The organism is Psychrobacter glacincola, from assembly GCF_904846075.1.
In the GTDB taxonomy this organism is placed as follows: domain Bacteria; phylum Pseudomonadota; class Gammaproteobacteria; order Pseudomonadales; family Moraxellaceae; genus Psychrobacter; species Psychrobacter glacincola_C.
This window is the reverse complement of sequence record NZ_CAJGZH010000001.1, coordinates 901,252-928,187: the sequence shown is the minus strand read 5'-3', so window position 1 is coordinate 928,187 and position 26,936 is coordinate 901,252. Positions and strand designations below refer to the sequence as shown.

Sequence of the window (26,936 nt, the reverse complement as noted above, 5' to 3'; positions counted from 1 at the left end):
ATGATTAGTCTGAGCCTTTTTATAATATTAGGATAGCGATTATGTCGTATAAATATCGAGCAGGTCAGTCACCCAAAGCCAGCTTAAGCAAAAAAGACGCTTTTGCTAAAAAATCAAGCGGACAAAAACTGGCGGCGGCTTTTCTGACTGCCCTGCCAATGTTTGCGCTACTAGGTGCAACGGCAGCTATTAGTGGCTGCGGCTTTCAACTGCGTGGCTATGATGCGCCGATGCTGCTTGATGTCGCCAAAACAGCCGTGATTCTCGAAGACAATCGCACCTCATTTCCGCTTAAGCTGCCATTGACAAGACGCCTAAAAACTTTAGGTGTTGATGTCATTGACAACATGACAGCAGCTGATGTTGCGAACAATAACAAACAAGCAAGTGCTGCACCCATTGCCGCTATCACCATCAGTAACGTCCGTTTTAAGCGTTATGAGCTGGTCGGTGTCTTGACAGAGATACGCTTGGTACTTTCAGCAGATGTCAGCTATCAGACCATGGAAAATGGCAAACCAATTACGCTAAGCAACCCTATCCAAGTCGAGCGTAGCTATCAATATAATGAAGCGTCGGTGAGCACTGATGATCAGCAAGGCGATCAAATTCGTGACTGGCTCTATGACAGTTTAGCACGCCGAATTACTGATCAATATGTCGCCATCTCCCTACCAAAGGTCAGCTCTTCTGGAGTCAGACAATCTGTGCAAAGCGGTAATGGCTCAACATCGATCGCGGTGGTAGTGCCAAACCCATAACTTATAATGCGTAACACATTCCACGTTTATTTTCATCAATCTGTGTACTTATTACCCTATGCAAGATACCTTTATACAAGCCTATCCAAAGCTACTACAGCCTTCCGTTGCAGTCGCGGGCTTGTGGCTGGCGCATGGTGATGAGCCACTACTCAGTCAATGGCTCATCGATGCACTGCGCCCACATTGGCGCGCGCAGAATTACGCGATTAAGCGTATTGAGCTGATATCGGTCAAAAGCTGGCAAGAAGTATTGTCAGAGCTTGGTAGCCAGTCTTTATTTGATGATGCCAGTGCACTCATCGTGACGGGTAACCATAAGCCTGACAAGGCGGTCATCACTGAGCTTGAGCGCTTTGCCGTTGAAGCTCAAACAGGGACGCACAGTCATAGCTTATTATGGCTCACGCCCAAGCAAGACAAACGAGCGCAAAGCAGCAAGTGGTTTACGCCATTTGCTCAATATGGTCATGTCATTGATTGCAATTTATATAATGAGCAGCAACGACAGCAGCTACTGCAAATACAAGCTCAGCAGTTTGGTTTACGGCTGTCTCAAGAGGCGTGGCAGCTGCTTATGTCGCATACTGAGCACCATCTGCTAAGCGCTTATCAGACCTTATGGCGGCTCTCCTACTTATTTGCGCCGCAGTTAGTCGCTAAGAATATTGAGGCTAGTCAACAGGCTGATCACTCTACACAACTCCCGAACAATGTTGCCTTAGACATTAAGGATCTACAAGCCGCGTTGGTCAGTGATGCACAATTTAGCGTCTTTGATTTATCGGATGCCATGCTTGCCGGTAACAGCGCGCAAGTCGCTAAAATCATGTTTCAGCTGAAAGCCACCGACGAGCCAACCACCTTGGTATTATGGGCGGTTAGTAAAGACATGCGACAAATTATGCAGTTAATGGATGGGCAAGATCCGCAAGCGCTTGGTATTTGGCGTAGCAAACAAGGGTTGTACCAGCAAGCTTGCCGTCGCCAGTCAAAAGCGCAAACGGCTGAATGGCCTGCCCTGCTTTATAAATGTGACCAAGCCATCAAAGGCCTCGTGCGTCAGCCAGCGTGGGAGTTATTATTGCAAGCAGCGCTTGAGTTATCAGGTAAGCGGCTATTTACTGCACGATAAATAGCAATTTTTCTTAGTATACGTCAACGTCTTCATTACTTGCGTAGTCGATTTTTAATCCCCTCCTATTATGATGGCATCCTATCTAAAATTTAATTTTGATAACTTTCAGCGCAGTGCTTGGTCTCCTTCCATAAAAACCACCTTAACCTTTCGTAAACTAATTTCCGTTCCCTTTTGCAGGTGAAGTCTCTACTATATCTACACTTGATTTAATTGTAATTGGATTGTTGTCATGCGCAAAATAAGCAAAAAGTCTGCTATCAAATGGGGTGTCATCGCCTTAATCATCGTAGCATTAGGGGCTTTGGCCTATACTTTTTTAAAACCAGAAGAAGAAAAACCCAGTTATTTAACCGCACCTGTTGAGGTTGGTGATATCGAAAACAATGTCATGGCATCAGGTAAAGTTAAAGCACTTAATACCGTTGATGTCGGTGCACAGGTTTCTGGTGAGGTCACAAACCTCTATGTAGAAGTGGGTGACGAGGTGAAACAAGGCGATTTGATTGCACAGATTGATCAAGTGACTCAGAAGAACAGCCTGAGCAATGAACAAGCCAGCCTTGAGCAAAGCGAAGCCGCGCTACAAAGTGCGCAAGCAGAATCGTTAAGCAAACAAGCTAGTCTAAAAAGTGCTTATGCTGATCTTGCCAGCCGTCAGTCTGAGCTTAAACAAGCACAGTCTGATTTTGCACGCCTGCAAGGACTACTCGCTATCGATGCGATATCACAACAGGATTACGATACACAGGCAACAAAAGTTCAAACAGCGCAGGCAGCGGTCGCCAATGCACGCGCTGCTATTGATACGGCAAAAGCCGCCATTGCAACAGCCACTGCAAACATTAATAGCCAACAAGCAGCATTACGAAAGTCTCAAACCAATGTCGCAACGGCTCAAGAAGACCTTAGCTATACAACGATTCGCGCACCAATATCAGGTACTGTCGTCTCAGTGACCACAGAGCAAGGCACGACGGTCAATGCCAATCAAACAGCCCCGACCATCGTAACTTTAGCAGATTTGTCTACTGTTAGAATCAACGCACAAATCTCCGAAGCCGATGTTATCAATGTCAATGCTGGTATGCCCGCCTACTTTAATATCATCGGTAATCCAGACAAGCAGTATGATGCGACACTGACAGCTATTGAGCCGGCACCTGAGGAAATTAGCAAGACCAGCTCAACCGATTCTGCGATCTACTATGTTGGCTATGTTGAAGTAGCTAACCCTGAGCGATTATTTCGTATTGATATGACCGCCCAGATTTATATCATCATCGATCAAGCCAAAGACGCGTTGCTTGTGCCATCAGCAGCCATACAAGAAAGACCCGCGAGAAATCAAACTGAAGGTCAAGCAAAAACCAGCAAGGTTGTACGCGTACTAAGTGATGACGGCACAGTAGAACCTCGCACAGTAGAAGTAGGCATTGATAACCGAGTAAATGCGCAGATTTTAAGTGGTTTAAAAGAAGGTGAGCAGGTTATCATCGGCGAAGGTAGTGCCAATGCTTCAGGTAAAGGTGGTGGTCGTACTCGTATACCTGGTGGTACTCCAAGGATGTAATTAATTCTTTGACTATGTTAACGATGAAAGGGCTTGAGCAACTTAGCCCTTTTCTCACGACACTCACTATCTTTGATTAAAGACATTGCTATGACTATATCTCAATCTGCTAAACAGCCGACCGACAGCACTAGCGCTTCGATAGAAAACGACTCATCGAATGATACTGCAGCTACCGCTGACAAGCCCATTATGGAGCTGTCGGGTATTATTCGAGAGTTTGCTGCCGGCGAGCAAACCATTCGCGTATTGCACGAGGTTAATTTAACGATTAATCAAGGTGAAATGGTCGCGATTATCGGGCAATCTGGCTCTGGTAAGTCTACACTAATGAATATCTTGGGTTGCTTAGATCAGGCGACAGCAGGTGACTATAAGATTTATGGTCAATCAGCAAACAAGCTAGAGGCAGATGAACTGGCTGAGTTACGCCGAGAGCATTTTGGCTTTATCTTTCAGCGCTACCACCTGCTTGGCGACATTAGCGCTAAAGATAACGTTGCCGTCCCTGCCGTATATGCTGGTATGAACACTGAGGCACGAATCAATCGCGCCGAAAAGCTCTTGACCGATCTAGGTCTTGGTGAAAAGGTAAATAATCGTCCTAGCCAGCTCTCAGGCGGCCAACAGCAGCGTGTTTCTGTTGCTCGCGCTCTGATGAATGGTGGCGATGTCATCTTAGCTGATGAGCCAACTGGCGCACTAGATAGTAAATCTGGCGAAGATGTGATGGCGATCTTACATGATCTAAATGCTAAAGGTCATACCATTATCATGGTCACTCATGATCCCAAACTTGCGGCTCAAGCCGAACGGGTTATTGAGTTAAAAGATGGCTACGTCATTGCTGATTATAAAACTGAGCATTATAAACAGACAACTCAACACCCAGAATCTATCCTCGGTGGACATCGTAAAAGTGCCTTCGGAAGCTTTGTGGATCGTTTGCTCGAAGCTTTTAAAATGTCCTTACTTGCCATGCGTGCACACAAGATGCGCACCTTGCTGACCATGTTAGGCATTATCATCGGTATCGCTGCGGTTGTGTCTATCGTTGGTCTTGGTCAAGGCTCTCAGCAGCAAATTCTCGCAAATATTAGCTCGCTAGGAACCAATACTATAACAGTGAATGACGGCTACCCTAGAGGCGACCCGCGACGTAAATATAATGACGACAACCTCACACCAGAAGATGCAGAAGCGGTCAGCAGTCAACCGTATGTTATCAATGTGAGCCCTCAAGTCAATACCAGCTCTAGTGTACGCTATCGCAGCGTGCAGGAAGACTCGACCATCAATGGTGTTGGTGAGTATTATCTAGAGGTCACTGGTGAGACGCTGGCATTAGGTCAAGGTTTCGATTCGCAAAGTATCGACCTTCGCAGTCAAGATATTATTATCGATGACAATGCCAAGAGTGCTTTTTTTGCAAATATAGATAACCCTATCGGAGAAGTCATACTCATCGGTAGTGTGCCTGGACGAGTGGTTGGCGTCCTTGAGGCAAGCGACAGTGGCTTTGGACCAAGTAGCACGACACCCGTCATATATATGCCTTATACCACTGTGATGTCACGTATAACTGGTAGTGCAAATATTGATAGTTTTATAGCACTGTTAGATGATAGTGTCTCATCTAGTGTAGCTGAGTCAGCTATTTCCGACATAATAGAAGGTCGCCATGGTAAAGATGATTTTAATATTATTAACTCAGATTCTATTCGTCAGACCATTGAATCAACGACAGGTACTATGACACTGCTCATCTCATCGGTTGCTGTTATCTCATTGATCGTTGGTGGTATTGGTGTGATGAATATTATGCTAGTATCGGTCACGGAACGTACTAATGAAATTGGTGTACGTATGGCAGTTGGGGCTCGTCAAAACGATATCATGCAGCAGTTTTTGATAGAAGCCGTACTCGTCTGTATTTTGGGCGGCTTATTAGGTATTGGACTGGCCTTTGCTATCGGTGAAATCATTAATAATTTTGCTGGTGATAGCTTTAAAGTGATTTACTCACCAACCTCTATCATTGCTGCCTTTATTTGTTCAACCTTGATTGGCGTTGTCTTCGGCTTTTTACCAGCACGTAATGCAGCCAAGTTAGATCCTGTTGAAGCACTGTCTAGGGACTAAAACGTCGCGACTGACGTTTTAAATAGGCATTTACTGCCATGAAACAGCCACCAATAAGCCAAATTATATAAAAAAACGCATTTTTTCGCATTAATTGCACTTTTTTTATATTACGGGGTTGTAATTGTCCTGATAGTGTATATAATGTGCTCTCACGTTTAGGGATAGAAATTCTTTAAACGTTGAAACAAACTTAATGCCTCTTTTAATGTTGATTGACCTAATATTAAAAATTAAGTTTAAAGACATTTTTTAGATGTCTAGTTTTAATAAGTTTGCCTTAAAGGAAGCTTATCTTGTAGTAGATATAAACCTAGTAAAGGTATAGAGTTTTTAGAATTTACGAAAATGTAAATCCTCTTGCACTCACATGAAGTAATACTTCATTTTATCTTCGCTCAGGGCCGATAGCTCAGTTGGTAGAGCAGTTGACTTTTAATCAATTGGTCCCGCGTTCGAGTCGCGGTCGGCCCACCATATTTAGAAAACCCAGTCATTACATTAATAATGACTGGGCTTTTTTTTGTTTAAAATTTCACTTTATTTTTTATGGTTTCGTTTAAAAATAGTGAAGTCAGTGTCTTTTCGCCATAGTAGCTTATGCTTAATCGTGTCTTTGATCGTCCGTGGATGCTTGGGTGCTTGCGTAATCAGCATATCAAAAGTTGCTGCATCTATTGCCAGCTCGCGCCCATGTGCCATCATGACCATAGAAGGTTTTAACGCCTTTATTCTTTGTAGTGACTGAATATAGACTTTAGGATCATAAATAGGAAAAGGTGCCACAAACTTATGACGCAGTTTGATAATAAGGTCGGCCGTATAGACTTGCCGACTTGGTACATGAAATAGAGACAAGTCACGATCTGTATGTCCGGGTGTTTCCAGCACTTGCCATTCATCAAATTTTGGCACACTATCCCCATCTTTAACGGTCATATCAGGCGTGAGACGGGCGGGATAATACAGGTTTTTAAGGGAGCGACCTTGACGTCTCGCCACATAATGCGCAAGATTTATGTCCACAAAATGCATGGCATGCCCACCGATACCGCGATACCATTGACGCTTTTTTTCTGCCGAAACAATGATACAGCCCGTCTCTTTTCTAAATTGATGAGCGCCGCCTGCATGATCAGGATGCATATGGGTCACCACGACGACTTTTAGATCGCTGATTGGTCGCTGTAACGTCGTTCTAATATAATCTAATACCATCGCTACATCAGGGCGGCAACCACCGTCCAGCAGCATGATTTTATCTGGATATACCGCAAGATAAGTACTTTGGATATATCCTTCTAAACGTACAATTTCACATAAACTCATTTGCATTCCCTGCTACATGATTGCTCACTGTTATAGCATCCCTACTATAGGAGACGCTTTTAACACGCCTTAATAGGATTTAGTATAACGCCCACCATTCAACTTGTAATGACTTTGAGTGAACGCTTGTGACTATAAATTGCTTTTTTATAAAACTTGCCATCAAAAAAACCCAGCGCTAAGGCTGAGTTTTCGTTAAATCGGTAAAATTTTGAAAGTATCAGAAGTTTAAACTTAATACTACCTTATGCCAAACCACGAACCTTTGGCTCACGTTCCCACAGACGAGATTTGGCATTCTCAATAAAAGTATCCAATTCAGCCAGTGGCGTCACGAAACTGTCTTTTTCGATAGGTAACTTACTCAAGATAAATTCGTCTGTCGCCCCGCAATAAGCAATCGCTTTGCAATGTCCATAAGCATCATTGAACCAATCTAGTGCTGAGCTGTCTTTTGCTAACTTCTTAGCCTGCTCTGGCATAATAATACTAACGACCGCATCAAACATCACTGATGGACCGCCAGCGAGACGCTCATCAGCCTGTATACGAGTGTCGTCATCTAAGACAACTTCTTTATTGGGCGCAACGATTTTCACGCTAGCACCCTGCGCTTTTGCCGCCTCTTCGAACTTTTTAATTTCACTATGCTTGGAGCCTTTAGCGACCAAGATACCAATCAAACGCCCTTGTAAACTTTTCGGCGTTAGACCAATCGTTTGTACTGCTTTCGATGTTGCCATATCCTGTACAGGAGCAGCGGCATCAGCAGGCTCTGGCAGTTCCATACCTAGCGCTGTTGCCACACGATTTGCCAAGTCTTCATCGATATGCGGCAGATGGCTCAGCATACGCGTACGTACATGCGCCGTATCTACTTTACCTAGCTCAAAGGCATAAGCAGAAGCAATGTGCGCTTGCTCAGCTGGCGTCTGGCTACGATAGAACATCCGCGGTTGACTATAATGATCGGCAAAGCTCTCTGCGCGCACGCGACCTTTCACACCATCATCCAACTGCTCATGGAACGATTCAAAGCCACGTTTGGCACTTTCGCGCGGTCTAGTCGGATCTAAGCTTTGCGGTTCATAGAGCACACGAGTCTTAGGTACTTGCATCTGCATATGACCATCTTGCTGATTATTGGCAAACGGGCATTTCGGCGCATTGATTGGAATTTGGGCAAAGTTAGGCGAACCTAAACGTGATAATTGCGTGTCTAGATAACTGAACAGACGACCTTGTAATAATGGGTCATTACTAAAGTCGATACCTGGTGGCAGATGCGATGGACAGAACGCCACTTGCTCCGTTTCTGCAAAGAAATTATCCGGATAACGGTTCAGCACCATTTTACCAATGATTTTAACGGGCACCATCTCTTCTGGAATCAATTTGGTGGCATCTAGATGATCAAACGGGAATTTATCAGCCTCTTCTTCAGTAAATAGCTGGACGCCAAACTCCCATTCAGGATAGTCGCCATTATTAATGGCTTCAAACAAATCACGGCGATGATAATCAGGGTCAGCGCCTGAGATTTTTACCGCCTCATCCCACGTGGTTGACTGTACACCGAGTACAGGTTTCCAATGGAAACGGACAAAGGTGCTCTTGCCTTCTTTGTTGATTAAGCGATAGCTGTGAATACCAAAGCCTTCCATCATGCGTAAACTGCGTGGTAATGCACGATCACTCATCAACCAAATTAAATTATGCATGGTCTCAGGACTTAATGACACAAAGTCCCAAAAAGTATCATGCGCCGAAGCGGCTTGCGGAAATCCACGATCTGGCTCTGGTTTAACCGCGTGAATAAGATCTGGGAACTTCATCGCATCTTGAATAAAGAAAATCGGCATGTTGTTACCAACGATGTCCCAATTGCCTTCTTCGGTATAAATTTTTACGGCAAAACCACGCACATCACGTGGCGTATCTTTTGAGCCTTTGTTACCTGCAACCGTAGAAAAACGGGTAAATAAAGGCGTCTGTTTACCTGTTTCAGTCAAAATTTTCGCCGTGGTGTATTTTTCGAGCGACTCAGTGAGTTCAAAATAACCGTGAGCAGCACTACCACGCGCATGAACGATACGCTCAGGAATACGCTCATGGTCAAAATGATGAATTTTTTCCCGTAATACAAAATCCTCTAGCAATGTGGGGCCACGTGCGCCTGCTTTTAGAGAGTTTTGATTGTCAGAGATGACGACACCTTGTTGGGTCGTTAGCACTTTAGTGTCATCCCCTGCGCGCTGGTGAGTCTCACCGCCATTGCCACGTTCCGTATTCATATCTTTAGCGGGGTCAGTATGATCAATATTATTTTTCATTATGCATCCTAGCTAGTAATTAAAAGTAGGCTCTATTTCTTTAGAACTTTTGTATAGAGCTACCTTTAATGTTAGCCAAAAAATATGACTAATTCATGGCACTCCTTGTTGATATTTGGTTAAAGTTTGCAGCCGTGATAAAACCGTAATTTCAGCGTATTTAAAGAGAGCCTCAACGTTGACGATAGATTCTTGTCATGTGGTGATTTTTTAAGGTATGCTCTTAGGAAGCATTAAAACAGTTGATAAATAAAATGGGCATGGTTTTAGCCAACTATTTATCTTTTTTATACGATTATAAGGCGACCTACCATGTTATCAACTTCAAAGACTACGTCCAAAAAACCTTATCACTCATTGCTGATGGGTGCGTCAATCGGACTAATGGCACTCACTTTTAGCCAAACAGCTGCCGCTATTACGACCAAAAATATTACCTATACCGTGGATGATCAAGCATACGAAGGCTATTACGCCAAAGCCGACAAAGCTAATGCGCCTTTTATCCTACTCATTCATGATTGGGATGGATTGACAGACTATGAGCGCAAACGTGCTGATATGTTAGCTACTGAGGGCTACAACGTATTGGCGGCAGACATGTTCGGGCAAGGCGTTCGCCCTACTTCCATTGAAGAAAACAAACGCTTAACTGGGGAGTTATACGATGATCGTAATAAAATGCGCCGCATACTTCAAGGTGCGTTGAATGCTGGAAGACTACAAGGTAATGATGTGCGTAAAGGCACTACCATGGGATATTGTTTTGGCGGTACCGTTGCTCTGGAGCTGGCGCGCTCAGGATTTGAGCAAAAAGCATTTGTACCCTTCCATGGTGCCTTTGATATTCCAACGGGTCAAAGTTATGACAAGACAACTGGAGAAATCTTAGTATTCCATGGCTCTGCTGATGAATCTGTCTCTTTAGAGAGCTTCGCAACTTTGGGTAAGACGCTAGAAGCCGCCAAAGTACCGCATGAGATGGTGACATATAGTAGTGCACCACATGCCTTTAGCGTGTTCGGCAGTGATAGATATGATGCACGTGCAGATGAGCGCTCGTGGAAACGCTATTTGGATTTTTTAGCAAATGAATATAAATAACTTTAATTTATATCCTATAAGAACAGCGACCCTTAATTATTAACCAGCCTATCTCATTGATAAATGAGTCGATTAAAAGCCAAGGAAGCCAATTATGTTATTGAAGAACGACGTATTGCGTGCGCGTGTTAGATTGTTAGGCGCATTTTTAGGTGAGGCCATTTCTCGCCAATCTGGGGAGGATACCCTACGTACTATCGAAACATTGCGCAAAGGCTTTATTCAGGAGCGCCGCGAGCATAATGAAGCAAATAAGCAACAACTTATTGACCTCATCACTTCGTTGGACAATCAAACATTAAAAAACGTCATTCGAGCATTCTCTATTTACTTTTTCCTAGCCAATTTAACCGAAGAAAATTATCTACGTGAGCAGCGCCGTACTATGCGTGCCCAGTCCAATCAAAGCTGGGAAGGCTCCTTTCGCCGTACCTTGTTAGAGTGCCGTGAGCGGCAAATCGAACCTGCGCAAATAAAAGAGCTTATTGATCACCTTAAATTTATTCCTGTTTTTACGGCTCATCCTACCGAAGCCCGTAGACGCACCACCATGAATATCTTGCAGACCCTCTATGAGCATACCGATGCTATGAGCGACTATCCCGAAGGCAGTCTGGCCTTTATGCAAGCTAAGCAAAAGACGGCAGAAACCATTGACTTGCTGTGGTCATCAGACGAAGTTCGCAGCCGAAAACCTCTGGTTTATGATGAAATAAACAACGGCTTACACTATTTTGACGCCAGCTTATTCACTGCCATTCCCAAAGTTTATCGTAATATCAAAGATGCTATTATCGATATCTATCCTGAGTTAATCGACTACCCTTTACCCGCCTTTGTCAGTTTTGGCTCTTGGATTGGCGGCGATAGAGATGGTAATCCATTCGTCACCCATGAAACCACTGAAATGGCGATATTGATGCATGCTAATACCGTGCTACGCCATTACCAAGTATTGGTCAGAAAATTGCGTCGTGAGCTGATTCATAGCGATACTATCGTCGATATCGCTCCAGAGATTTATACCCGTATCAAAGACTACAGCACACTCGATCAAAAAGTCTTTTGCTACAATCCTGATGATTACAATAATGAGCCGTACCGAAGATTACTATCCATTATTCTGGCTAAAATAAAAGCGACCAACCAGCATATCCAAAGCCAAGGCACAGATGGTGAGGCTGCACAAGATGCTTACTCAACACCGACGGCCTTGCTAGATGATTTACGACTCATTCGCAAAAGTGTCAATACCCATGACAAGGCGCATGGCGAAGGCTTACTGCTTGATACCATTCGCCTAGTCAAAACCTGTGGATTCCATTTGGCCTCGCTGGATATTCGCCAAGATTCAGGATATCACGGCGAAGTCATTGCAGATATTTTTGCTAGCGCCTCGAATCTGCCCGACTATCGAACACTCAGCGAAACAGAGCGTCAAGAATGGCTAACCCGTTTGCTAGAAAAGCCAGGTGCACCGCTGATTTATACCGACAACTTGAGCGCGCAAACACACGAACAGCTTGCTCTGATGAATTCTGTCGCTAAACTGCGTAAACTGGTTGGCGACGACACTTTTGGTAGCTATGTGATCTCGATGACCAATAACGCCAGTCAGCTATTAGAGGTGCTGCTACTGATGCGTTTTGCAGGCTTATCGGGTATTGATGAGAACGGACATTTATTTTCTGCCCTACCGGTTGCGCCGCTGTTTGAAACCATCGAAGATTTAAAAAATATCGATAAGATTATGCCAATGGTGTTGGACAATCGGCTATATCGTGAGCTACTTGAGCATTCAGGAAACATTCAAGAGATTATGCTCGGCTACTCAGACTCCTCTAAAGATGGCGGCATTATTACCTCCGCTTGGCAGCTGTATAGCGCCCAGCAAACCATCACCGATATCGCCAATCAATATGGTATCACCACCCGCCTGTTCCATGGTCGTGGCGGTTCCGTCAGTCGTGGTGGTGGCTCAACCCATCAAGCCATTGCCGCGCAGCCTGCTGGCACCTTAAATGGACAAATCAAGTTCACTGAACAAGGCGAAGTGCTCTACGCCAAGTATGCCAATCCAGATACCGCCGTGTTTGAATTAACCATGGGAATCACTGGTGCCCTAAAAGCCAGCTCGTCACGGTTTGTTGAACAACCTAAACAGCTTGATAGCTATGAAGCCTTGTTTGCTGATTTAGCAGATGCAGGCGAACAGCAATATCGAGAGTTAACGGATAATACAGAAGGCTTCTATCAGTTTTATTCTGAAGCCACGCCAGTACAAGAGATTTCATTACTCAATATTGGCTCGCGTCCTGCTCACCGTAAAAAAGGACTGCCGAGCAAATCGACGATTCGAGCGATACCGTGGGTATTTGGCTGGTCGTTGGCACGCTTTACCCTTCCCGCTTGGTATGGCGTGGGCAGTGCATTAGATAGCGTCAAAAAAGACGAAGCATTAATGAAAGAGATGAATAAAAACTGGCCGTTTTTCAATGTTTTTATCAGCAATATCGAAATGGCCTTCACAAAATCTGAGATGAATATCGCCCGTGCATACAGTCAACTATGTAAAGACGAAAGCTTACGTGAGCAAGTAATGCAGGCAGTGATTGATGAGCATGAACTGACTCACGCAGGTCTCAACTCCTTGCTAGAACAAGCGTCTTTACTCTCAAACCAACAAGACTTGGCTCAGTCATTAGAATGGCGTAACGCCTATTTAGACCCCATCAACTATATCCAGATTGAGCTACTCAAACGTATGCGCCAATCCGATAACACTGATAATGACAATCTAGAAAATAACGATAGACTTGCTGTCGAAGATGCATTAATTCGTAGTATCAACGCCTTGGCAGCAGGGCTACGCAATACAGGTTAGTATTTATAAATAGGTTGGTCTTTACTGATTCAAACTTATATCAAAGCTGAGTGGATTCATGGTGTTATCACAGTGAATCCACTCAGCTTTTTACGTTAATAAAGTTTTATAAATACTAATATTTGATTGTTAGATGGCATCGCATGACGCTTACTTAATGTTAAATGATGTGTATTTGCCAAATCTATAACGTCTTCTAAATGACGGATGCCACTGTTAGCATCACGCTGGCGCAAGCTATGATCAAACTGACGATTACCCTCACTGGTATAGTTGCCATTTTCGTTAAATGGGCCATAAACAATCAGCTTACCATCCACAGGTAGCGCATCACTGGCCAGTACAAATAACCGTTCAATCAAAGCCCAACTGATGATATGCAGCGTATTTGCCGTAAATATCACATCATAAGGCTTGGCTATATTGCTATTTGCTGACTGACTATTGATAGGTACTGTGTCGTGAGCCAAATCAAACGCTAATGGCAGAGATAAATTGGGCGCAGGATAGGCGTGATGCCAAGCAGCTATATGACGGTGATTACTAATGACATCGCTGGTTTGCCACTGTATCTCAGGTAAACGCGGTGCAAAGTAAACACTATGCTGACCCGTTCCAGAGCCAATCTCTAGCACGTGCGTGAAGCCTTTTAGCTCGTTTTGGAGTACTTCTAGAATGGGCTGTTTATTATTCTCACACGCTTGAGAGAATGGCAACGCGTCGATATCCACTTCACTGTTTAGATGATCGTTTTGCATTGAAACTCTCCTCAGACTGCCCGTTACGTTTGTAGCATATTTCGCGAATTATTGGCAATAATATGCTATTAATAAATACCCGCCTCAACGCCAGCAGCTAAAGTCATGGCAAGCTCTTCTACTTGCTCGGTAAAGTCGTCCTGCCAATCACCTTGTAGTATCAGCGCCTCTTGAATCCATGACCAACGCAGCCCCGTCGTAATCGTCTTCATTGCAAGCTTAGTGCCCGTACCATCATGTCCTGCGCGTATATATAACGCAAATGGCATGCCTTGCTTCTCTTCTAGCACAGGATAATAACAACGATCAAAGAAGTCTTTGGTCAGCCCTGCCATATATGCTAGATTTTCAGTGGTACCGATCAGTAGCGCATCAGCAGCCAATACATCTTCAGGCTGCGTGTCCTGCGGCGACTTCAAAATAACATTGATATCTATATCAGGATGATTGGCACCAGCATACGCCGCTTGCGCCAAATTTTCAGTGTTGGGCGACGGCGCATGAGCGACAATCAATAACGTTTTTGCCATAGCGTTAAAGGCCACGAGCCGTGCGGAACGTTAAGTTCTGCGTGATATCAGCGTGGATGCTGTTGGCGACTGGACAAGTCAATGCGGTGTTATAAAAGATTGTTTGCGTTCTATCATCAAGCGCACTGTTGAACGTCACGATGATATGGATCTCACTCACGCGTCTTGGATCAGCAGCCATGACTTTGGTCACTTCAGCCGTGGTTCCTGCAAGATCAATATCCATGTCACGGGCTTTGATACCCATGATGGTCAACATACAACTGGCCAAACTGGTGGCTAGCAAGTCAGTCGGTGAAAATGCCTCGCCTTTGCCTTGATTGTCCGTTGGCGCATCGGTGATGATTTCATTGTTTGATTGCAAGTGAATGGCGGTGGTGCGCAAATCACCTTGGTAGGTCACTTTTGATGTGGTCATAGGTTTCTCTGGTAAATGGAGTTAACTATTAAAATATAGTAAGCATGGAGAAAATATCAATAGTATCGTTGTACACAACTCTTATCATAGATTGTGTGATATCACCGCTCTTATACTCAAGTGCAATGCCATGAATTGCAAAGCATTCATAAGTAGTTTGTTAGCAATTCTTTTTGATAGATACTAACTCAAAACTCTTTTCTAGTGACTCATTCTCTGAATCAAATACCGCAATATTGATACCATTAGCATTCTTCACACTGCTATAACGCAATCCTAAAATAGGCTGCGCATTTTCAGTTTGGAATCTAAATCTAAAATACTCAGACACAATTTGTGTCGGTACATATTCGACATGCTTTCTACCATCCTTTGTAACAGGTAAAGTCAACTCATTTACAAACGAATGAAGAAACGACATATTTTGCCTAGCATCATACTTTTCAGGCTCGAAAATACTTGGTATTTTTGGTATATCAACGAAATCTATAACTTGAATATCTTTTATTAGCTTAAACTTAGCAATTGACCATTCTGTCGCATCTGTGATTACTTCTTTTTCAGCTGTACTTTGATCATAAGCCACATAGAAATAAGAAATACCAGCTGGATTCATACGACCAGCACTAGCTTTTCCTTCTGGAGGTACGCCGATATCACAAAACTCCGTGAACTCCTCCTTTTCTCGGTTGACTCTGACCCGATAAAACTCAGTTCCAGCAGGAATAGTAGTAACAAGTTTTTCTTTATTACAAAGTTTTCCAAGAGCATTGAGCATACTTGAAATAGAAATATAATCAGGTCTACCAAAGGAGTATTCATCTTCGGGTTCAGACAAAAATAAATAGCGCGTTTTGTATAGAACTTGATTTTTAAAAGATGACCAACCATATGATAATGCTGAAGACGAACTTTCAATAGACCAGTCATTTTTGACATGCTCTACTAAATACAGACTTGAATCAGCGCTGCTTATCAAATCTTCGCAAAACTCTCCGCACCAACCAGGGTCAAAATCCCAAATAATTTCCGATATATTGGTTTCTGGTATCAACCATTCTTTCTCAACCCACGGCATACCTACCTTTTGCGCATCTTCGTAATACTGAAATATTGAGTCATATACTCGTTTCATCACTACATTATATGGAGCGGCAATCAAATCACCTTCTTCATTTTCTTCTCCACAATATGAACATGAATTTGAACTAAGATTATTAGCAACTAGACTAACGAGTTCATCGTCTAAAACACAATCTACACATATCGATTTATTAAGCCCACTAAGCTGAGGCGACTCATGCATAGTAATCGACAAGTCTGAGTAATATCCCAAATCTTCCTCCTCTCGCCATTACGCGTATCTTATTACTGCTGCACTTTCTAAAATGAATAACTGATTTATTAGCATAAACTCTCGAATATCATCGCCTAGATTATGACGAGGTTCTTGATGTGCCCGATTGTTACGATAAGCCATGAAGACACTGGAAAACAGCGATGCTCTACCTCTACATTCACCTGAATCTAAGTTTTTCCAACACAAAATCGAATCGTCGCCTTGGAATGCTTTTGCAAATAGCTTGACACTACTTTCATTATGTAAGCCTGTACGGTCTCTGACAATAGATTCCAGCTTTCGGTATGCACCCATAATTGCATTATCCGGATTTTCATTGAAATCTGACGCCAACTCAATAAGGCGTGTGTCCAGTAAAGCCATAGGAATAGTGAGAGGAAACTCACTAAAAACATTGTATTCACGTTCCTTATCAAGGTAAGCAGAATCATGCCACCTAGCAGGACGAACTTGATCAATATTATTGATATATTCTAAATCTTTCATTGTTAGACTTGAGCTAGATATACGTTCAAAAATTGATTTAGGAATAATATATTCGTTTATATTATCTGTATATTGCTTCAACAAATTTAAGACATATGCATATCCTTTTGGTGCTTCTCCATTGTAACCAGAAGCAAAGCCACTCTTAATTATTATTTGAATATCATATTCAATGGTTAACAACAATGCATGGACTTTTGAATAGGTTTCTTCAAAGGTAAGTATTTTTACGTCTTGTATTTTCTCATCAGCATGTATGAGCTGTATGACTGCATTTTTACATATTTGCGTAATACCACTTTCGCCTAAATATTGAATACCTGCAAATTTAGCTTTAATCAATTCCCTTTACCTCAACCTAATCTATAGTAGAAACATCCTTCATAGCCAAATTATCTTAAACAAACTATTAGCTAAACCTCGCTGAAATATATGTCCAATAACCTAAGAGCAGTATGAGCAATCCCCAAGATAATGAAAAGCACAAATAGTATGACTCACTATTAAGTACGATATAAAAGTAAATAGCCAGTCCGATACTCACTAACAAAGAAGCTGTATATACGATGAGTAAAATAAACAGAGCTTTATTTTCAAATTTGGATAACACAAGACTATTTTCTGCACAAATGTAAAAGAGAAAACCAAGTGAAAACGCCTCACCAATCGTAATATGCAAAAATGATATTAGAACCAGTGACCAAATCGACATGAATTCTCCTTTAGTGGATTAACGCTTTCTTAGAAGTTCTGGATTATAGCTTTAATAACTGCGTATTATTATATTTTGAATGGAGTCAGATCTATCTCTTCAAACTTACATACTGCTTTTATACTAGGGTTTGCACTTAATCGACTTAGATACACTGCCAAATTTTTATACGTCATAGGTGATTTTTCTAATACCAATGACCACTCCGCCAACATATAAATAAGAAATAATCACATGCTGATAGCTTTTCACCAAGCAAGAACTCCTTAGAATCAAGCTGATTGTCTATTATCGACAATGCCTCTCCAATACGATCATTTTGAGCAGATATAATATTGGGTATATTGCTCTCGTTATTAGTATGGCGATGTGGATAATAACGAACCATCAGTTCCGCTTGCAGTGTGTTGTTTAAAAATGCGAGCCACTGAAAAAACAATGGTCGTTTAGGGTCGCCAATTGCTGGTATTAACTCATACTCTGGGTATGATTCACAAATATGAACGCAGATGGCGAGGCTTTCGAAAATTGGCTGCTCATCATCATCCAGAGTTGGAATACGTCCAGCTGGATTTAGCTTCAGATAGTCAGCTGATTTGTGACGGTTACTCTCTCTTTCAACCAACACTAACTCATAATCCGCTTTCACATGATAGAGCAAAAAATGTGGTGCTAAACTCGCATTGTTTGGGTAATAGTAAAGTTTAAACAAAACAGACTCCGTTCTAAAGTTGACAGAGATTGATAGTAATTTACTATCCGACCAAAATATATCTTAGATCAAAGCTCAATCAATTAGTAGAAAATCACTAATCGCTTTAGCTATTAAATATACTTTTAATAGCAGGTTCATCATTATTGATACTTGTTAGGGTCTCAAATCCTTTCTTAGTACCAAAGTATAGCGCGTCTGTTTGCTTCTCTCTATGAAAACGAAGTTCATCGCCCTTGTTGTCAGTTAACGTAAATTCATTAAACACTTTTTCCCAGTGCGATTTCTTTTCAGCTTCGTTATGATCAGCTTTAAATGTTGGCTTTAAAATATAAGAAATATCTTTACCTGCTTCTTTGGTTATCAAAGGCAACAACTCTTTGTGCGTTGTTAAATATAGACATATTTTCTCAATATCATCTAAGGTTTCTCTTCTATCAGTCAGTTTAATAATTAACATCGGTTTATGTCCTAATTTACTTTCTAGCTTAATTTTATTAAAAAACTAACCTTTAAAAATGCTAAAAGATTAATAATCTCAGTTACTTGCTCATAAGCCTAACATTGTTTTCCTTATCTACTTTAAACCGATATCAGAGAGAATACTATACTGCATTTTTCTCGTGCACAAAGAAAACCCCCTTCTGCTTATGCAGAAGGGGGTTTTACTTTGAATAGAGAGCTGACGATGACCTACTCTCACATGGGCGAACCCACACTACCATTGGCGCAATGATGTTTCACTTCTGAGTTCGGGAAGGGATCAGGTGGTGCCATCATGCTATTGTCGTCAGCAAAGGGGGTTAGATATGAGTCTGTTATTTTTATTGTTTGACTATAAGTGTTTAGTTTATGGTCGATCAACTTGCAACCTAACTGAATCAAGGTTAAAGGTGATATCGAAATATTCTTTCTTTTATTCTATAAGCTTTCGCTTATACAAGATAGATTAATTAGAGCTTTCATACAAACTACTTGGGTGTTGTATGGTCAAGCCAAACGAGCAATTAGTACAGGTTAGCTACATGCATCGCTGCACTTCCACACCCTGCCTATCAACGTCGTAGTCTTCAACGGCTCTTTAGGAAATCTAATCTTGAGGTGGGCTTCCCGCTTAGATGCTTTCAGCGGTTATCCCATCCGAACGTAGCTACCGGGCAATGCCACTGGCGTGACAACCCGAACACCAGAGGTTCGTCCACTCTGGTCCTCTCGTACTAGGAGCAGATCCTCTCAAATTTCCAACGCCCACGGTAGATAGGGACCGAACTGTCTCACGACGTTCTAAACCCAGCTCGCGTACCTCTTTAAATGGCGAACAGCCATACCCTTAGGACCTGCTTCAGCCCTAGGATGAGATGAGCCGACATCGAGGTGCCAAACACCGCCGTCGATATGAACTCTTGGGCGGTATCAGCCTGTTATCCCCAGAGTACCTTTTATCCGTTGAGCGATGGCCCTTCCATACAGAACCACCGGATCACTAAGACCTACTTTCGTACCTGCTCGACTTGTGGGTCTCGCAGTTAAGCGCGCTTTTGCCTTTATACTCTACGACCGATTTCCGACCGGTCTGAGCGCACCTTCGTACTCCTCCGTTACTCTTTAGGAGGAGACCGCCCCAGTCAAACTACCCACCATACATTGTCCTCGGTATTGTTATACCTGAGTTAGAACCCCAACATGACCAGGGTGGTATTTCAAGATTGGCTCCACCGAGACTAGCGTCTCGGCTTCAAAGCCTCCCACCTATCCTGCACAAGTCAGGTCAAAGTTCAATGTAAAGCTGTAGTAAAGGTTCACGGGGTCTTTCCGTCTAGCCGCGGGTACACAGCATCTTCACTGCGATTTCGATTTCACTGAGTCTCTGCTGGAGACAGCGCTGCCATCATTATGTCATTCGTGCAGGTCGGAACTTACCCGACAAGGAATTTCGCTACCTTAGGACCGTTATAGTTACGGCCGCCGTTTACTGGGGCTTCGATCAAGAGCTTCGCTTACGCTAACCCCATCAATTAACCTTCCAGCACCGGGCAGACATCACACCCTATACGTCCACTTTCGTGTTTGCAGAGTGCTGTGTTTTTAATAAACAGTTGCAGCAGCCTGGTATCTGCGACTGCCAACAGCTCAAGGAGCGTGTCCTATCACCATCAGCAGCGTACCTTCTCCCGAAGTTACGGTACCATTTTGCCTAGTTCCTTCAGCAGAGTTCTCTCAAGCGCCTTGGTATTCTCTACCTGATCACCTGTGTCGGTTTAGGGTACGATTCGTTTATAACTATTGCTTAGAAGCTTTTCCTGGGAAGCATGGTATTTGCCACTTCACTGTACAAGTACAGCTTGCTATCAGATCTCAGCCATGTTGTAGCCCGGATTTACCTAAGCCACAAGCCTACATCCTTTCACCTGGACAACCAACGCCAGGCTGACATAACCTTCTCCGTCCCTCCATCGCATTATAAACAAGTATCGGAATATTAACCGATTTCCCATCGACTACGCCTTTCGGCCTCGCCTTAGGGTCGACTCACCCAGCCCCGATTAACGTTGGACTGGAACCCTTGATCTTCCGGCGTGCGAGCTTTTCACTCGCATTATCGTTACTCACGTCAGCATTCGCTCTTGTGATACCTCCAGCATGCCTTACGACACACCTTCACAGGCTTACACAACGCTCCCCTACCACTTGAAAACAAATTCAAATCCGCAGCTTCGGCTCCTAGTTTGAGCCCCGTTACATCTTCCGCGCGGGCCGACTCGACTAGTGAGCTATTACGCTTTCTTTAAAGGATGGCTGCTTCTAAGCCAACCTCCTAGCTGTCTATGCCTTCCCACCTCGTTTCCCACTTAACTAGGAATTTGGGGCCTTAGCTGGCGGTCTGGGTTGTTTCCCTCTCCACAATGGACGTTAGCACCCACTGTGTGTCTCCCGGATATCACTCATCGGTATTCGGAGTTTGCATCGGTTTGGTAAGTCGGTATGACCCCCTAGCCGAAACAGTGCTCTACCCCCAATGGTGTTCGTCCGAGGCGCTACCTAAATAGCTTTCGGGGAGAACCAGCTATCACCGAGTTTGATTAGCCTTTCACCCCTATCCACAAGTCATCCCCTGGCTTTTCAACGACAGTGGGTTCGGTCCTCCGGTGCCTGTTACGGCACTTTCAACCTGCTCATGGATAGAATCACTCGGTTTCGGGTCTATACCCTGCAACTAAACGCCCTATTAAGACTCGGTTTCCCTACGGCTCCCCTAAACGGTTAACCTTGCTACAGAATATAAGTCGCTGACCCATTATACAAAAGGTACGCGGTCACCCTAATAAATTAAGGCTCCCACTGCTTGTACGCACACGGTTTCAGGTTCTATTTCACTCCCCTCACAGGGGTTCTTTTCGCCTTTCCCTCACGGTACTGGTTCACTATCGGTCAGTCAGGAGTATTTAGCCTTGGAGGATGGTCCCCCCATCTTCAAACAGGATTTCTCGTGCCCCGCTCTACTTAATATGTTAACGCTAATGTTTCGAATACAGGACTATCACCTACTACGGTCAGCTTTCCCACGCTGTTCTTCTACATTAGCATTAATCGGCTTCTCCCCGTTCGCTCGCCGCTACTAGGGGAATCTCATTTGATGTCTATTCCTAAGGGTACTGAGATGTTTCACTTCCCCTCGTTCGCTTCTTGTACAAGTACAAGATACCTACCTTATGGTAGGTGGGTTTCCCCATTCAGAAATCTCCGGATCACAGGATATTGCCGCCTCCCCGAAGCTTATCGCAGGCTGTCACGTCTTTCATCGCCTCTGACTGCCAAGGCATCCACCATGTGCGCTTCATTACTTGACCATACAACCCCAAGTAGTCTCGACTTTAAATAAGTGTTGACTTCAAAGTGTCATAAGATCTAATTATGATAACGATATCACCTATGTTTATACGCTTGATTCAGTTCTCTTTACTTTTTTTAATCACTCACCCCTGGGATAACAACTGATGTCGTTAAGAGGTGAGTGATTAAGGTTAGGAAGTGCGCGTGAACACGCCCCTCCTAACCCAGACTCATATCTATGTTTTTAAATAGTCTCTATGCTCTCGTCGAGTCACAGATTCTGTATAAAACAGAAAGAAGTAATCGTGTCTTTATTCAAAGATAAATCACTTGTTTCTATTTATACTATTAGCACTAAAAGCTTATTCGTCTAGTGGTGGAGCCAAACGGAGTCGAACCGTTGACCTCCTGCGTGCAAGGCAGGCGCTCTACCAACTGAGCTATGGCCCCATTATAAAATGGTGGGTCTAAGTGGACTTGAACCACTGACCCCCGCGTTATCAACACGGTGCTCTAACCAGCTGAGCTACAGACCCAATTACGCTTGTTAAAACGTAAGCTTAAACTAAAGAACAACTTGTTGTGAATTCTTGCTGACCGAATGCCATCTATAAGGAGGTGATCCAGCCGCAGGTTCCCCTACGGCTACCTTGTTACGACTTCACCCCAGTCATCAACCACACCGTGGTGAACGCTCCCCGAAGGTTAAGCTATCCACTTCTGGTGCAATCAACTCCCATGGTGTGACGGGCGGTGTGTACAAGGCCCGGGAACGTATTCACCGCGGCATTCTGATCCGCGATTACTAGCGATTCCTACTTCATGGAGTCGAGTTGCAGACTCAATCTGGACTACGATAGGCTTTTTGAGATTCGCATCACATCGCTGTGTAGCTGCCCTCTGTACCTACCATTGTAGCACGTGTGTAGCCCTGGTCGTAAGGGCCATGATGACTTGACGTCGTCCCCGCCTTCCTCCAGTTTGTCACTGGCAGTATCCTTAGAGTTCCCGGCTTAACCCGCTGGTAACTAAGGACAAGGGTTGCGCTCGTTGCGGGACTTAACCCAACATCTCACGACACGAGCTGACGACAGCCATGCAGCACCTGTATTCTAATTCCCGAAGGCACTCCCGCATCTCTGCAGGATTCTAGATATGTCAAGACCAGGTAAGGTTCTTCGCGTTGCATCGAATTAAACCACATGCTCCACCGCTTGTGCGGGCCCCGTCAATTCATTTGAGTTTTAACCTTGCGGCCGTACTCCCCAGGCGGTCTACTTATTGCGTTAGCTGCGTCACTAAGTCCTCAAGGGACCCAACGACTAGTAGACATCGTTTACGGCGTGGACTACCAGGGTATCTAATCCTGTTTGCTACCCACGCTTTCGAGCCTCAGTGTCAGTATTATGCCAGAAGGCTGCCTTCGCCATCGGTATTCCTCCAGATCTCTACGCATTTCACCGCTACACCTGGAATTCTACCTTCCTCTCACATACTCTAGCTCTACAGTTTCAGATGCAGTTCCCAGGTTAAGCCCGGGGATTTCACATCTGACTTATAGAGCCACCTACGCTCCCTTTACGCCCAGTAATTCCGATTAACGCTTGCACCCTCTGTATTACCGCGGCTGCTGGCACAGAGTTAGCCGGTGCTTATTCTGCAGCTAATGTCATCGTCCATGGGTATTAACCATGGAGTCTTCTTCACTGCTTAAAGTGCTTTACAACCAAAAGGCCTTCTTCACACACGCGGCATGGCTGGATCAGGGTTTCCCCCATTGTCCAATATTCCCCACTGCTGCCTCCCGTAGGAGTCCGGGCCGTGTCTCAGTCCCGGTGTGGCTGATCATCCTCTCAGACCAGCTACAGATCGTCGCCATGGTAGGCCTTTACCCCACCATCTAGCTAATCCGACTTAGGCTCATCTAATAGCGAGAGCAGTAAACTGCCCCCTTTCTCCCGTAGGTCGTATGCGGTATTAATACGAGTTTCCCCGTGCTATCCCCCACTACTAGGTAGATTCCTAAGTATTACTCACCCGTCCGCCGCTCGTCATCTTCTAGCAAGCTAGAAATGTTACCGCTCGACTTGCATGTGTTAAGCCTGCCGCCAGCGTTCAATCTGAGCCATGATCAAACTCTTCAGTTTAATCTTGCTATGAAGCTCTTTAAAGAAGCTTCTAAACTTGGCTCATCTAATCTGGCAAAATCGCTAAAAATTATGTTCGTAATGAATTAACTTTGAGTTTTTCTGCTGTCTTAAATGATAATTTTTATAGTTAGAATGAACTCCGAAAAGGAGTTAAAACCAACTTTATTTTTAGCATTCTGAATCAGCAAAAATCCACACAAGTTGTTCTTTAGTTATGCTTTTAAATAGTGCTCAATCACTGTCGTCCAGTAACTGATATATAGGGTAATTCTATTGCTATTTAGCTTTAATCCCTTACGGGTCAAGCTATCTAGCGAGCCGACTATCTTATCATAATGATTTGAATTGTCAAGCTTTTTTATGTTTTGTTTCTTCAAGTTAATTGGGTTATTTATATGTATCTTACATATAAGCTTCCAGCTCGTCTTGATGAGGGCGTATTATAGAGGGTTTGAATCTTTAGTCAAGGGCTATTTTAGCTTAATATTGAATAATCTTGGATATTAGACTAAATTGGCAGAATGGCGACGCTACTTTTGCTTTAACTGGGTAGTAGTGTATGTTTATTTGCGCTGGGCTGAGGTAAGCTCTTAAATAAGCATGCTTATTTCATCTCAATCATGTGGGTTTCTTTAACGAGCCGTTATCAATGATCATTAGCTAAAAAATGAGTTGGTCCTTCTTTATCTTATCGTGATGAATACACTGATAGCCGGTTTGATATATAAAGCGTATAAAAAAAGGAACTTACCCTACGGTAAATTCCTTAATATGACACGAACAGTCAATTCTAAAAATTTGCTTTTGCTTTAATCGTCGTAACAATACCCGACAATGCATAGATAATACCAATGGCTAAAATACCGACAGGTATGTCATAGAGCACAATACTCATGACCAGCACACCGATTATTAAAACCACAAAAGGTACTTTCTTTTTATCAAACTCTTTAAAGCTATAGTATTTGACGTTGCTGACCATCAGTAAACCACAAATGACCACCCAAGCAGCAAATAAGAACATGACTGCCGTATCGTACTGCCCAACCCATTCATTATGGTCGACAGCGACCATAACCGCTGCCGTTACTAATATAGCAGCAAGTGGACTCGCCAAACCGACAAAGTATTTTTTATCAACAATACCGACCTGAACGTTAAAACGTGCCAAACGGAAGGCAGCACAGGCAGTAAAGACAAACGCACAGCCCAAGCCAATGCGACCTAACGGCTGCAGCGCAAAACTATAAACTAAGATCGCTGGTGCAACACCAAAAGCCAACATATCGGCAAGCGAATCATATTGCTCGCCAAAGGGGCTTTGCGCATTAAGCATACGCGCCACTCGCCCATCTGCACCGTCGAGAATAGCGGACAAAAAGATGGCTAAAGAAGCTTTGTAGAACTCGCCTTGCGTACTGGCCAAAATCGAGTAAAAACCAGATAGCAGTGACAAGGTTGTAATTAGATTTGGTGCTAGATAGACACCGCGACTGACTACTCGCTGCCCTTCAGCAACTTCTGCTTCAATCACTTCAAAGGTCAAGCCATCATAACTCTCATTATCCGCTAAGCGAATATTGAAATCATGCTCATCAACAAAGGGCGGCTGGGCGGCTGCGCTGTCTTGTAACAATTCATCATTTAGAGGCGGATGATTTGATTCGTCTTTAGGTGATTGCACGTTAGTCATCTCAATATCCTTATTTGCCGGCATAGTTATTCACTAACATGGTTATTCGCCGACTAGCCAGCGTACATTGGTTGCGCTATCAGGCGTTAAGTCTGGAGCATCAGCCACTTTTAATGCAGGCTGTAAGAAGCGTAATATCTCACGTGCATGATTATCAAATTGCCAAGGTGGATTGATGACCAGTAAACCTGTACCGTTAAGACCAACCGCCACATCATTTGGATAAATATTCAGCTCACAAACCAGCTGGCGGCGCATTTCAGTACGCTTCAGTTTTTTGTAAAACAATTCAACGGCTTCAACGTTCTTAATAGGGAACCAAAGCGCATAAGTGCCTTGTGGCCATTTATTATAAGCAGCAACGAGTAAGTTTATAAGGCGTGTAAAATCTTTGTGCTCTTGCTCATAAGGCGGATCAAGAAAAATCAGACCGCGCTTTTCTTTTGGTGGAATAACGGCGGTAATCCCTTCAAAGGCATCACGATGCTGTATACCAATGGGTAACTTGTGCAACTGATAGTTTAGCGCATCATATTCGCTAGCTTTGGCTTCAAAAGCTTCACCGCGCACACCTGCATCTGGATTTTTCTCGATATGATGGGCAACCCACCAAGGAGAACCAGGATAGACTTTATTGTCATAAGTGAAACGGGCTTGCTTAATGCCTTCCATATAATCTTTGACAGCAGCAGGTGCCTTGTCGGTATTGGCATTTAGTAACGCTTGGATACCACCTTTGGCCTCACCTGTCTTGCGCGCTTCTTCACTGCTCAGTGAATACAGTCCGCGACCACCATAAGCATCAAGCACATAAAAAGGTTTGTTTTTTTGCCCCAATTGATTAAGGAGTTGTACCAATAAAATGTGTTTAACCACATCAGCAAAGTTACCAGCGTGGTAGGCGTGTTTATAGTTCATAATCTCAAAAGTTTAAATAAGAAAAATTACATCTATGGTAGCATAGGCAGAGTAAAAGATAACGATGGTTTTGGTAAAAAGGCATTGATTGGCTATGTATTGCC

17 protein-coding genes, 3 tRNA genes and 3 rRNA genes are annotated in these 26,936 nt (G+C 43.6%); 7 read left to right on the top strand and 16 right to left on the bottom strand.

Annotation, left to right across the window (positions count from 1 at the left end; genetic code table 11):
• The first annotated feature begins 41 nt into the window (after positions 1-41).
• The 5 genes from JMW85_RS04055 (at position 42) to JMW85_RS04035 (ending at position 6,091) form a co-directional block, all read left to right on the top strand.
• On the top strand, positions 42-761 hold the full coding sequence (locus JMW85_RS04055) for an LPS-assembly lipoprotein LptE (RefSeq protein ID WP_227681656.1): 720 nt from the start codon (positions 42-44) through the stop codon (positions 759-761).
• Positions 762-819: 58 nt separating this feature from the next.
• Positions 820-1,896, top strand: a complete 1,077-nt coding sequence (holA, locus tag JMW85_RS04050) for a DNA polymerase III subunit delta (protein WP_201581015.1) — start codon at positions 820-822, stop codon at positions 1,894-1,896.
• A 235-nt stretch (positions 1,897-2,131) separates the two neighbouring features.
• Entirely contained in the window at positions 2,132-3,472 is a 1,341-nt protein-coding gene (locus JMW85_RS04045; RefSeq protein ID WP_201581014.1) for an efflux RND transporter periplasmic adaptor subunit, read from the top strand.
• 192 nt (positions 3,473-3,664) lie between these two features.
• Positions 3,665-5,614: a MacB family efflux pump subunit gene (locus tag JMW85_RS04040; protein ID WP_227681688.1), complete on the top strand. Its 1,950-nt coding sequence runs from the start codon at positions 3,665-3,667 to the stop codon at positions 5,612-5,614.
• 401 nt (positions 5,615-6,015) lie between these two features.
• A tRNA-Lys gene (locus tag JMW85_RS04035) sits at positions 6,016-6,091 on the top strand.
• A gap of 63 nt (positions 6,092-6,154) precedes the next feature.
• Here JMW85_RS04035 and JMW85_RS04030 read toward each other — a convergent pair.
• Together JMW85_RS04030 and JMW85_RS04025 are read right to left on the bottom strand one after the other, a co-directional pair.
• Complete coding sequence (locus JMW85_RS04030) at positions 6,155-6,943, bottom strand: MBL fold metallo-hydrolase (RefSeq protein WP_201581012.1); 789 nt, start codon at positions 6,941-6,943, stop codon at positions 6,155-6,157.
• A 245-nt stretch (positions 6,944-7,188) separates the two neighbouring features.
• On the bottom strand, positions 7,189-9,276 hold the full coding sequence (locus JMW85_RS04025) for a catalase (RefSeq protein ID WP_201581011.1): 2,088 nt from the start codon (positions 9,274-9,276) through the stop codon (positions 7,189-7,191).
• A 312-nt stretch (positions 9,277-9,588) separates the two neighbouring features.
• Between JMW85_RS04025 and JMW85_RS04020 the strand changes: the two genes are divergently transcribed.
• Together JMW85_RS04020 and ppc are read left to right on the top strand one after the other, a co-directional pair.
• The gene (locus JMW85_RS04020; protein WP_201581010.1) at positions 9,589-10,380 is read left to right on the top strand and encodes a dienelactone hydrolase family protein; all 792 of its coding nucleotides are present in this window, start codon (positions 9,589-9,591) and stop codon (positions 10,378-10,380) included.
• Between the two features lie 94 nt (positions 10,381-10,474).
• On the top strand, positions 10,475-13,264 hold the full coding sequence (ppc, locus tag JMW85_RS04015; RefSeq protein WP_201581009.1) for a phosphoenolpyruvate carboxylase: 2,790 nt from the start codon (positions 10,475-10,477) through the stop codon (positions 13,262-13,264).
• A 95-nt stretch (positions 13,265-13,359) separates the two neighbouring features.
• On the opposite strand, the gene JMW85_RS04010 is transcribed toward ppc, so the two are convergent.
• From JMW85_RS04010 to JMW85_RS03945, 14 genes are all read right to left on the bottom strand, one after another.
• The gene (locus tag JMW85_RS04010) at positions 13,360-14,022 is read right to left on the bottom strand and encodes a DUF938 domain-containing protein (protein WP_201581008.1); all 663 of its coding nucleotides are present in this window, start codon (positions 14,020-14,022) and stop codon (positions 13,360-13,362) included.
• Positions 14,023-14,090: 68 nt separating this feature from the next.
• Positions 14,091-14,552 (bottom strand): flavodoxin family protein, encoded by a 462-nt coding sequence (locus tag JMW85_RS04005; RefSeq protein WP_201581007.1) that lies wholly within the window; start codon positions 14,550-14,552, stop codon positions 14,091-14,093.
• A 4-nt stretch (positions 14,553-14,556) separates the two neighbouring features.
• Positions 14,557-14,970, bottom strand: coding sequence for an OsmC family protein (locus JMW85_RS04000; RefSeq protein WP_201581006.1), 414 nt, complete (start codon positions 14,968-14,970; stop codon positions 14,557-14,559).
• A 160-nt stretch (positions 14,971-15,130) separates the two neighbouring features.
• Positions 15,131-16,306 carry a HEPN-associated N-terminal domain-containing protein gene (locus JMW85_RS03995; RefSeq protein WP_201581005.1) on the bottom strand — a complete coding sequence of 392 codons (1,176 nt, stop codon included), beginning with the start codon at positions 16,304-16,306 and terminating at the stop codon, positions 15,131-15,133.
• Positions 16,307-16,324: 18 nt separating this feature from the next.
• A complete protein-coding gene (locus tag JMW85_RS03990) occupies positions 16,325-17,158 on the bottom strand; it encodes a TIGR02391 family protein (protein ID WP_201581004.1) in 834 nt (277 codons plus the stop codon).
• 557 nt (positions 17,159-17,715) lie between these two features.
• Entirely contained in the window at positions 17,716-18,240 is a 525-nt protein-coding gene (locus JMW85_RS03985; protein ID WP_201581003.1) for a glutathione S-transferase family protein, read from the bottom strand.
• A 106-nt stretch (positions 18,241-18,346) separates the two neighbouring features.
• On the bottom strand, positions 18,347-18,700 hold the full coding sequence (locus tag JMW85_RS03980) for a hypothetical protein (RefSeq protein ID WP_201581002.1): 354 nt from the start codon (positions 18,698-18,700) through the stop codon (positions 18,347-18,349).
• 220 nt (positions 18,701-18,920) lie between these two features.
• Positions 18,921-19,035 (bottom strand): 5S ribosomal RNA (gene rrf, locus JMW85_RS03975).
• A 191-nt stretch (positions 19,036-19,226) separates the two neighbouring features.
• Positions 19,227-22,088: ribosomal RNA gene (locus JMW85_RS03970) — 23S ribosomal RNA — on the bottom strand.
• Positions 22,089-22,445: 357 nt separating this feature from the next.
• Positions 22,446-22,521: transfer RNA gene (locus JMW85_RS03965), tRNA-Ala, on the bottom strand.
• 9 nt (positions 22,522-22,530) lie between these two features.
• Positions 22,531-22,607: transfer RNA gene (locus tag JMW85_RS03960), tRNA-Ile, on the bottom strand.
• Positions 22,608-22,682: 75 nt separating this feature from the next.
• Positions 22,683-24,218 (bottom strand): 16S ribosomal RNA (locus JMW85_RS03955).
• The 16S, 23S and 5S rRNA genes sit together here with 2 tRNA genes alongside, the layout of an rRNA operon.
• 793 nt (positions 24,219-25,011) lie before the next feature.
• Entirely contained in the window at positions 25,012-25,914 is a 903-nt protein-coding gene (gene pssA / locus JMW85_RS03950) for a CDP-diacylglycerol--serine O-phosphatidyltransferase (protein WP_227681655.1), read from the bottom strand.
• A 42-nt stretch (positions 25,915-25,956) separates the two neighbouring features.
• On the bottom strand, positions 25,957-26,832 hold the full coding sequence (locus JMW85_RS03945) for a 23S rRNA (adenine(2030)-N(6))-methyltransferase RlmJ (RefSeq protein WP_045446718.1): 876 nt from the start codon (positions 26,830-26,832) through the stop codon (positions 25,957-25,959).
• Positions 26,833-26,936 lie beyond the last annotated feature (104 nt).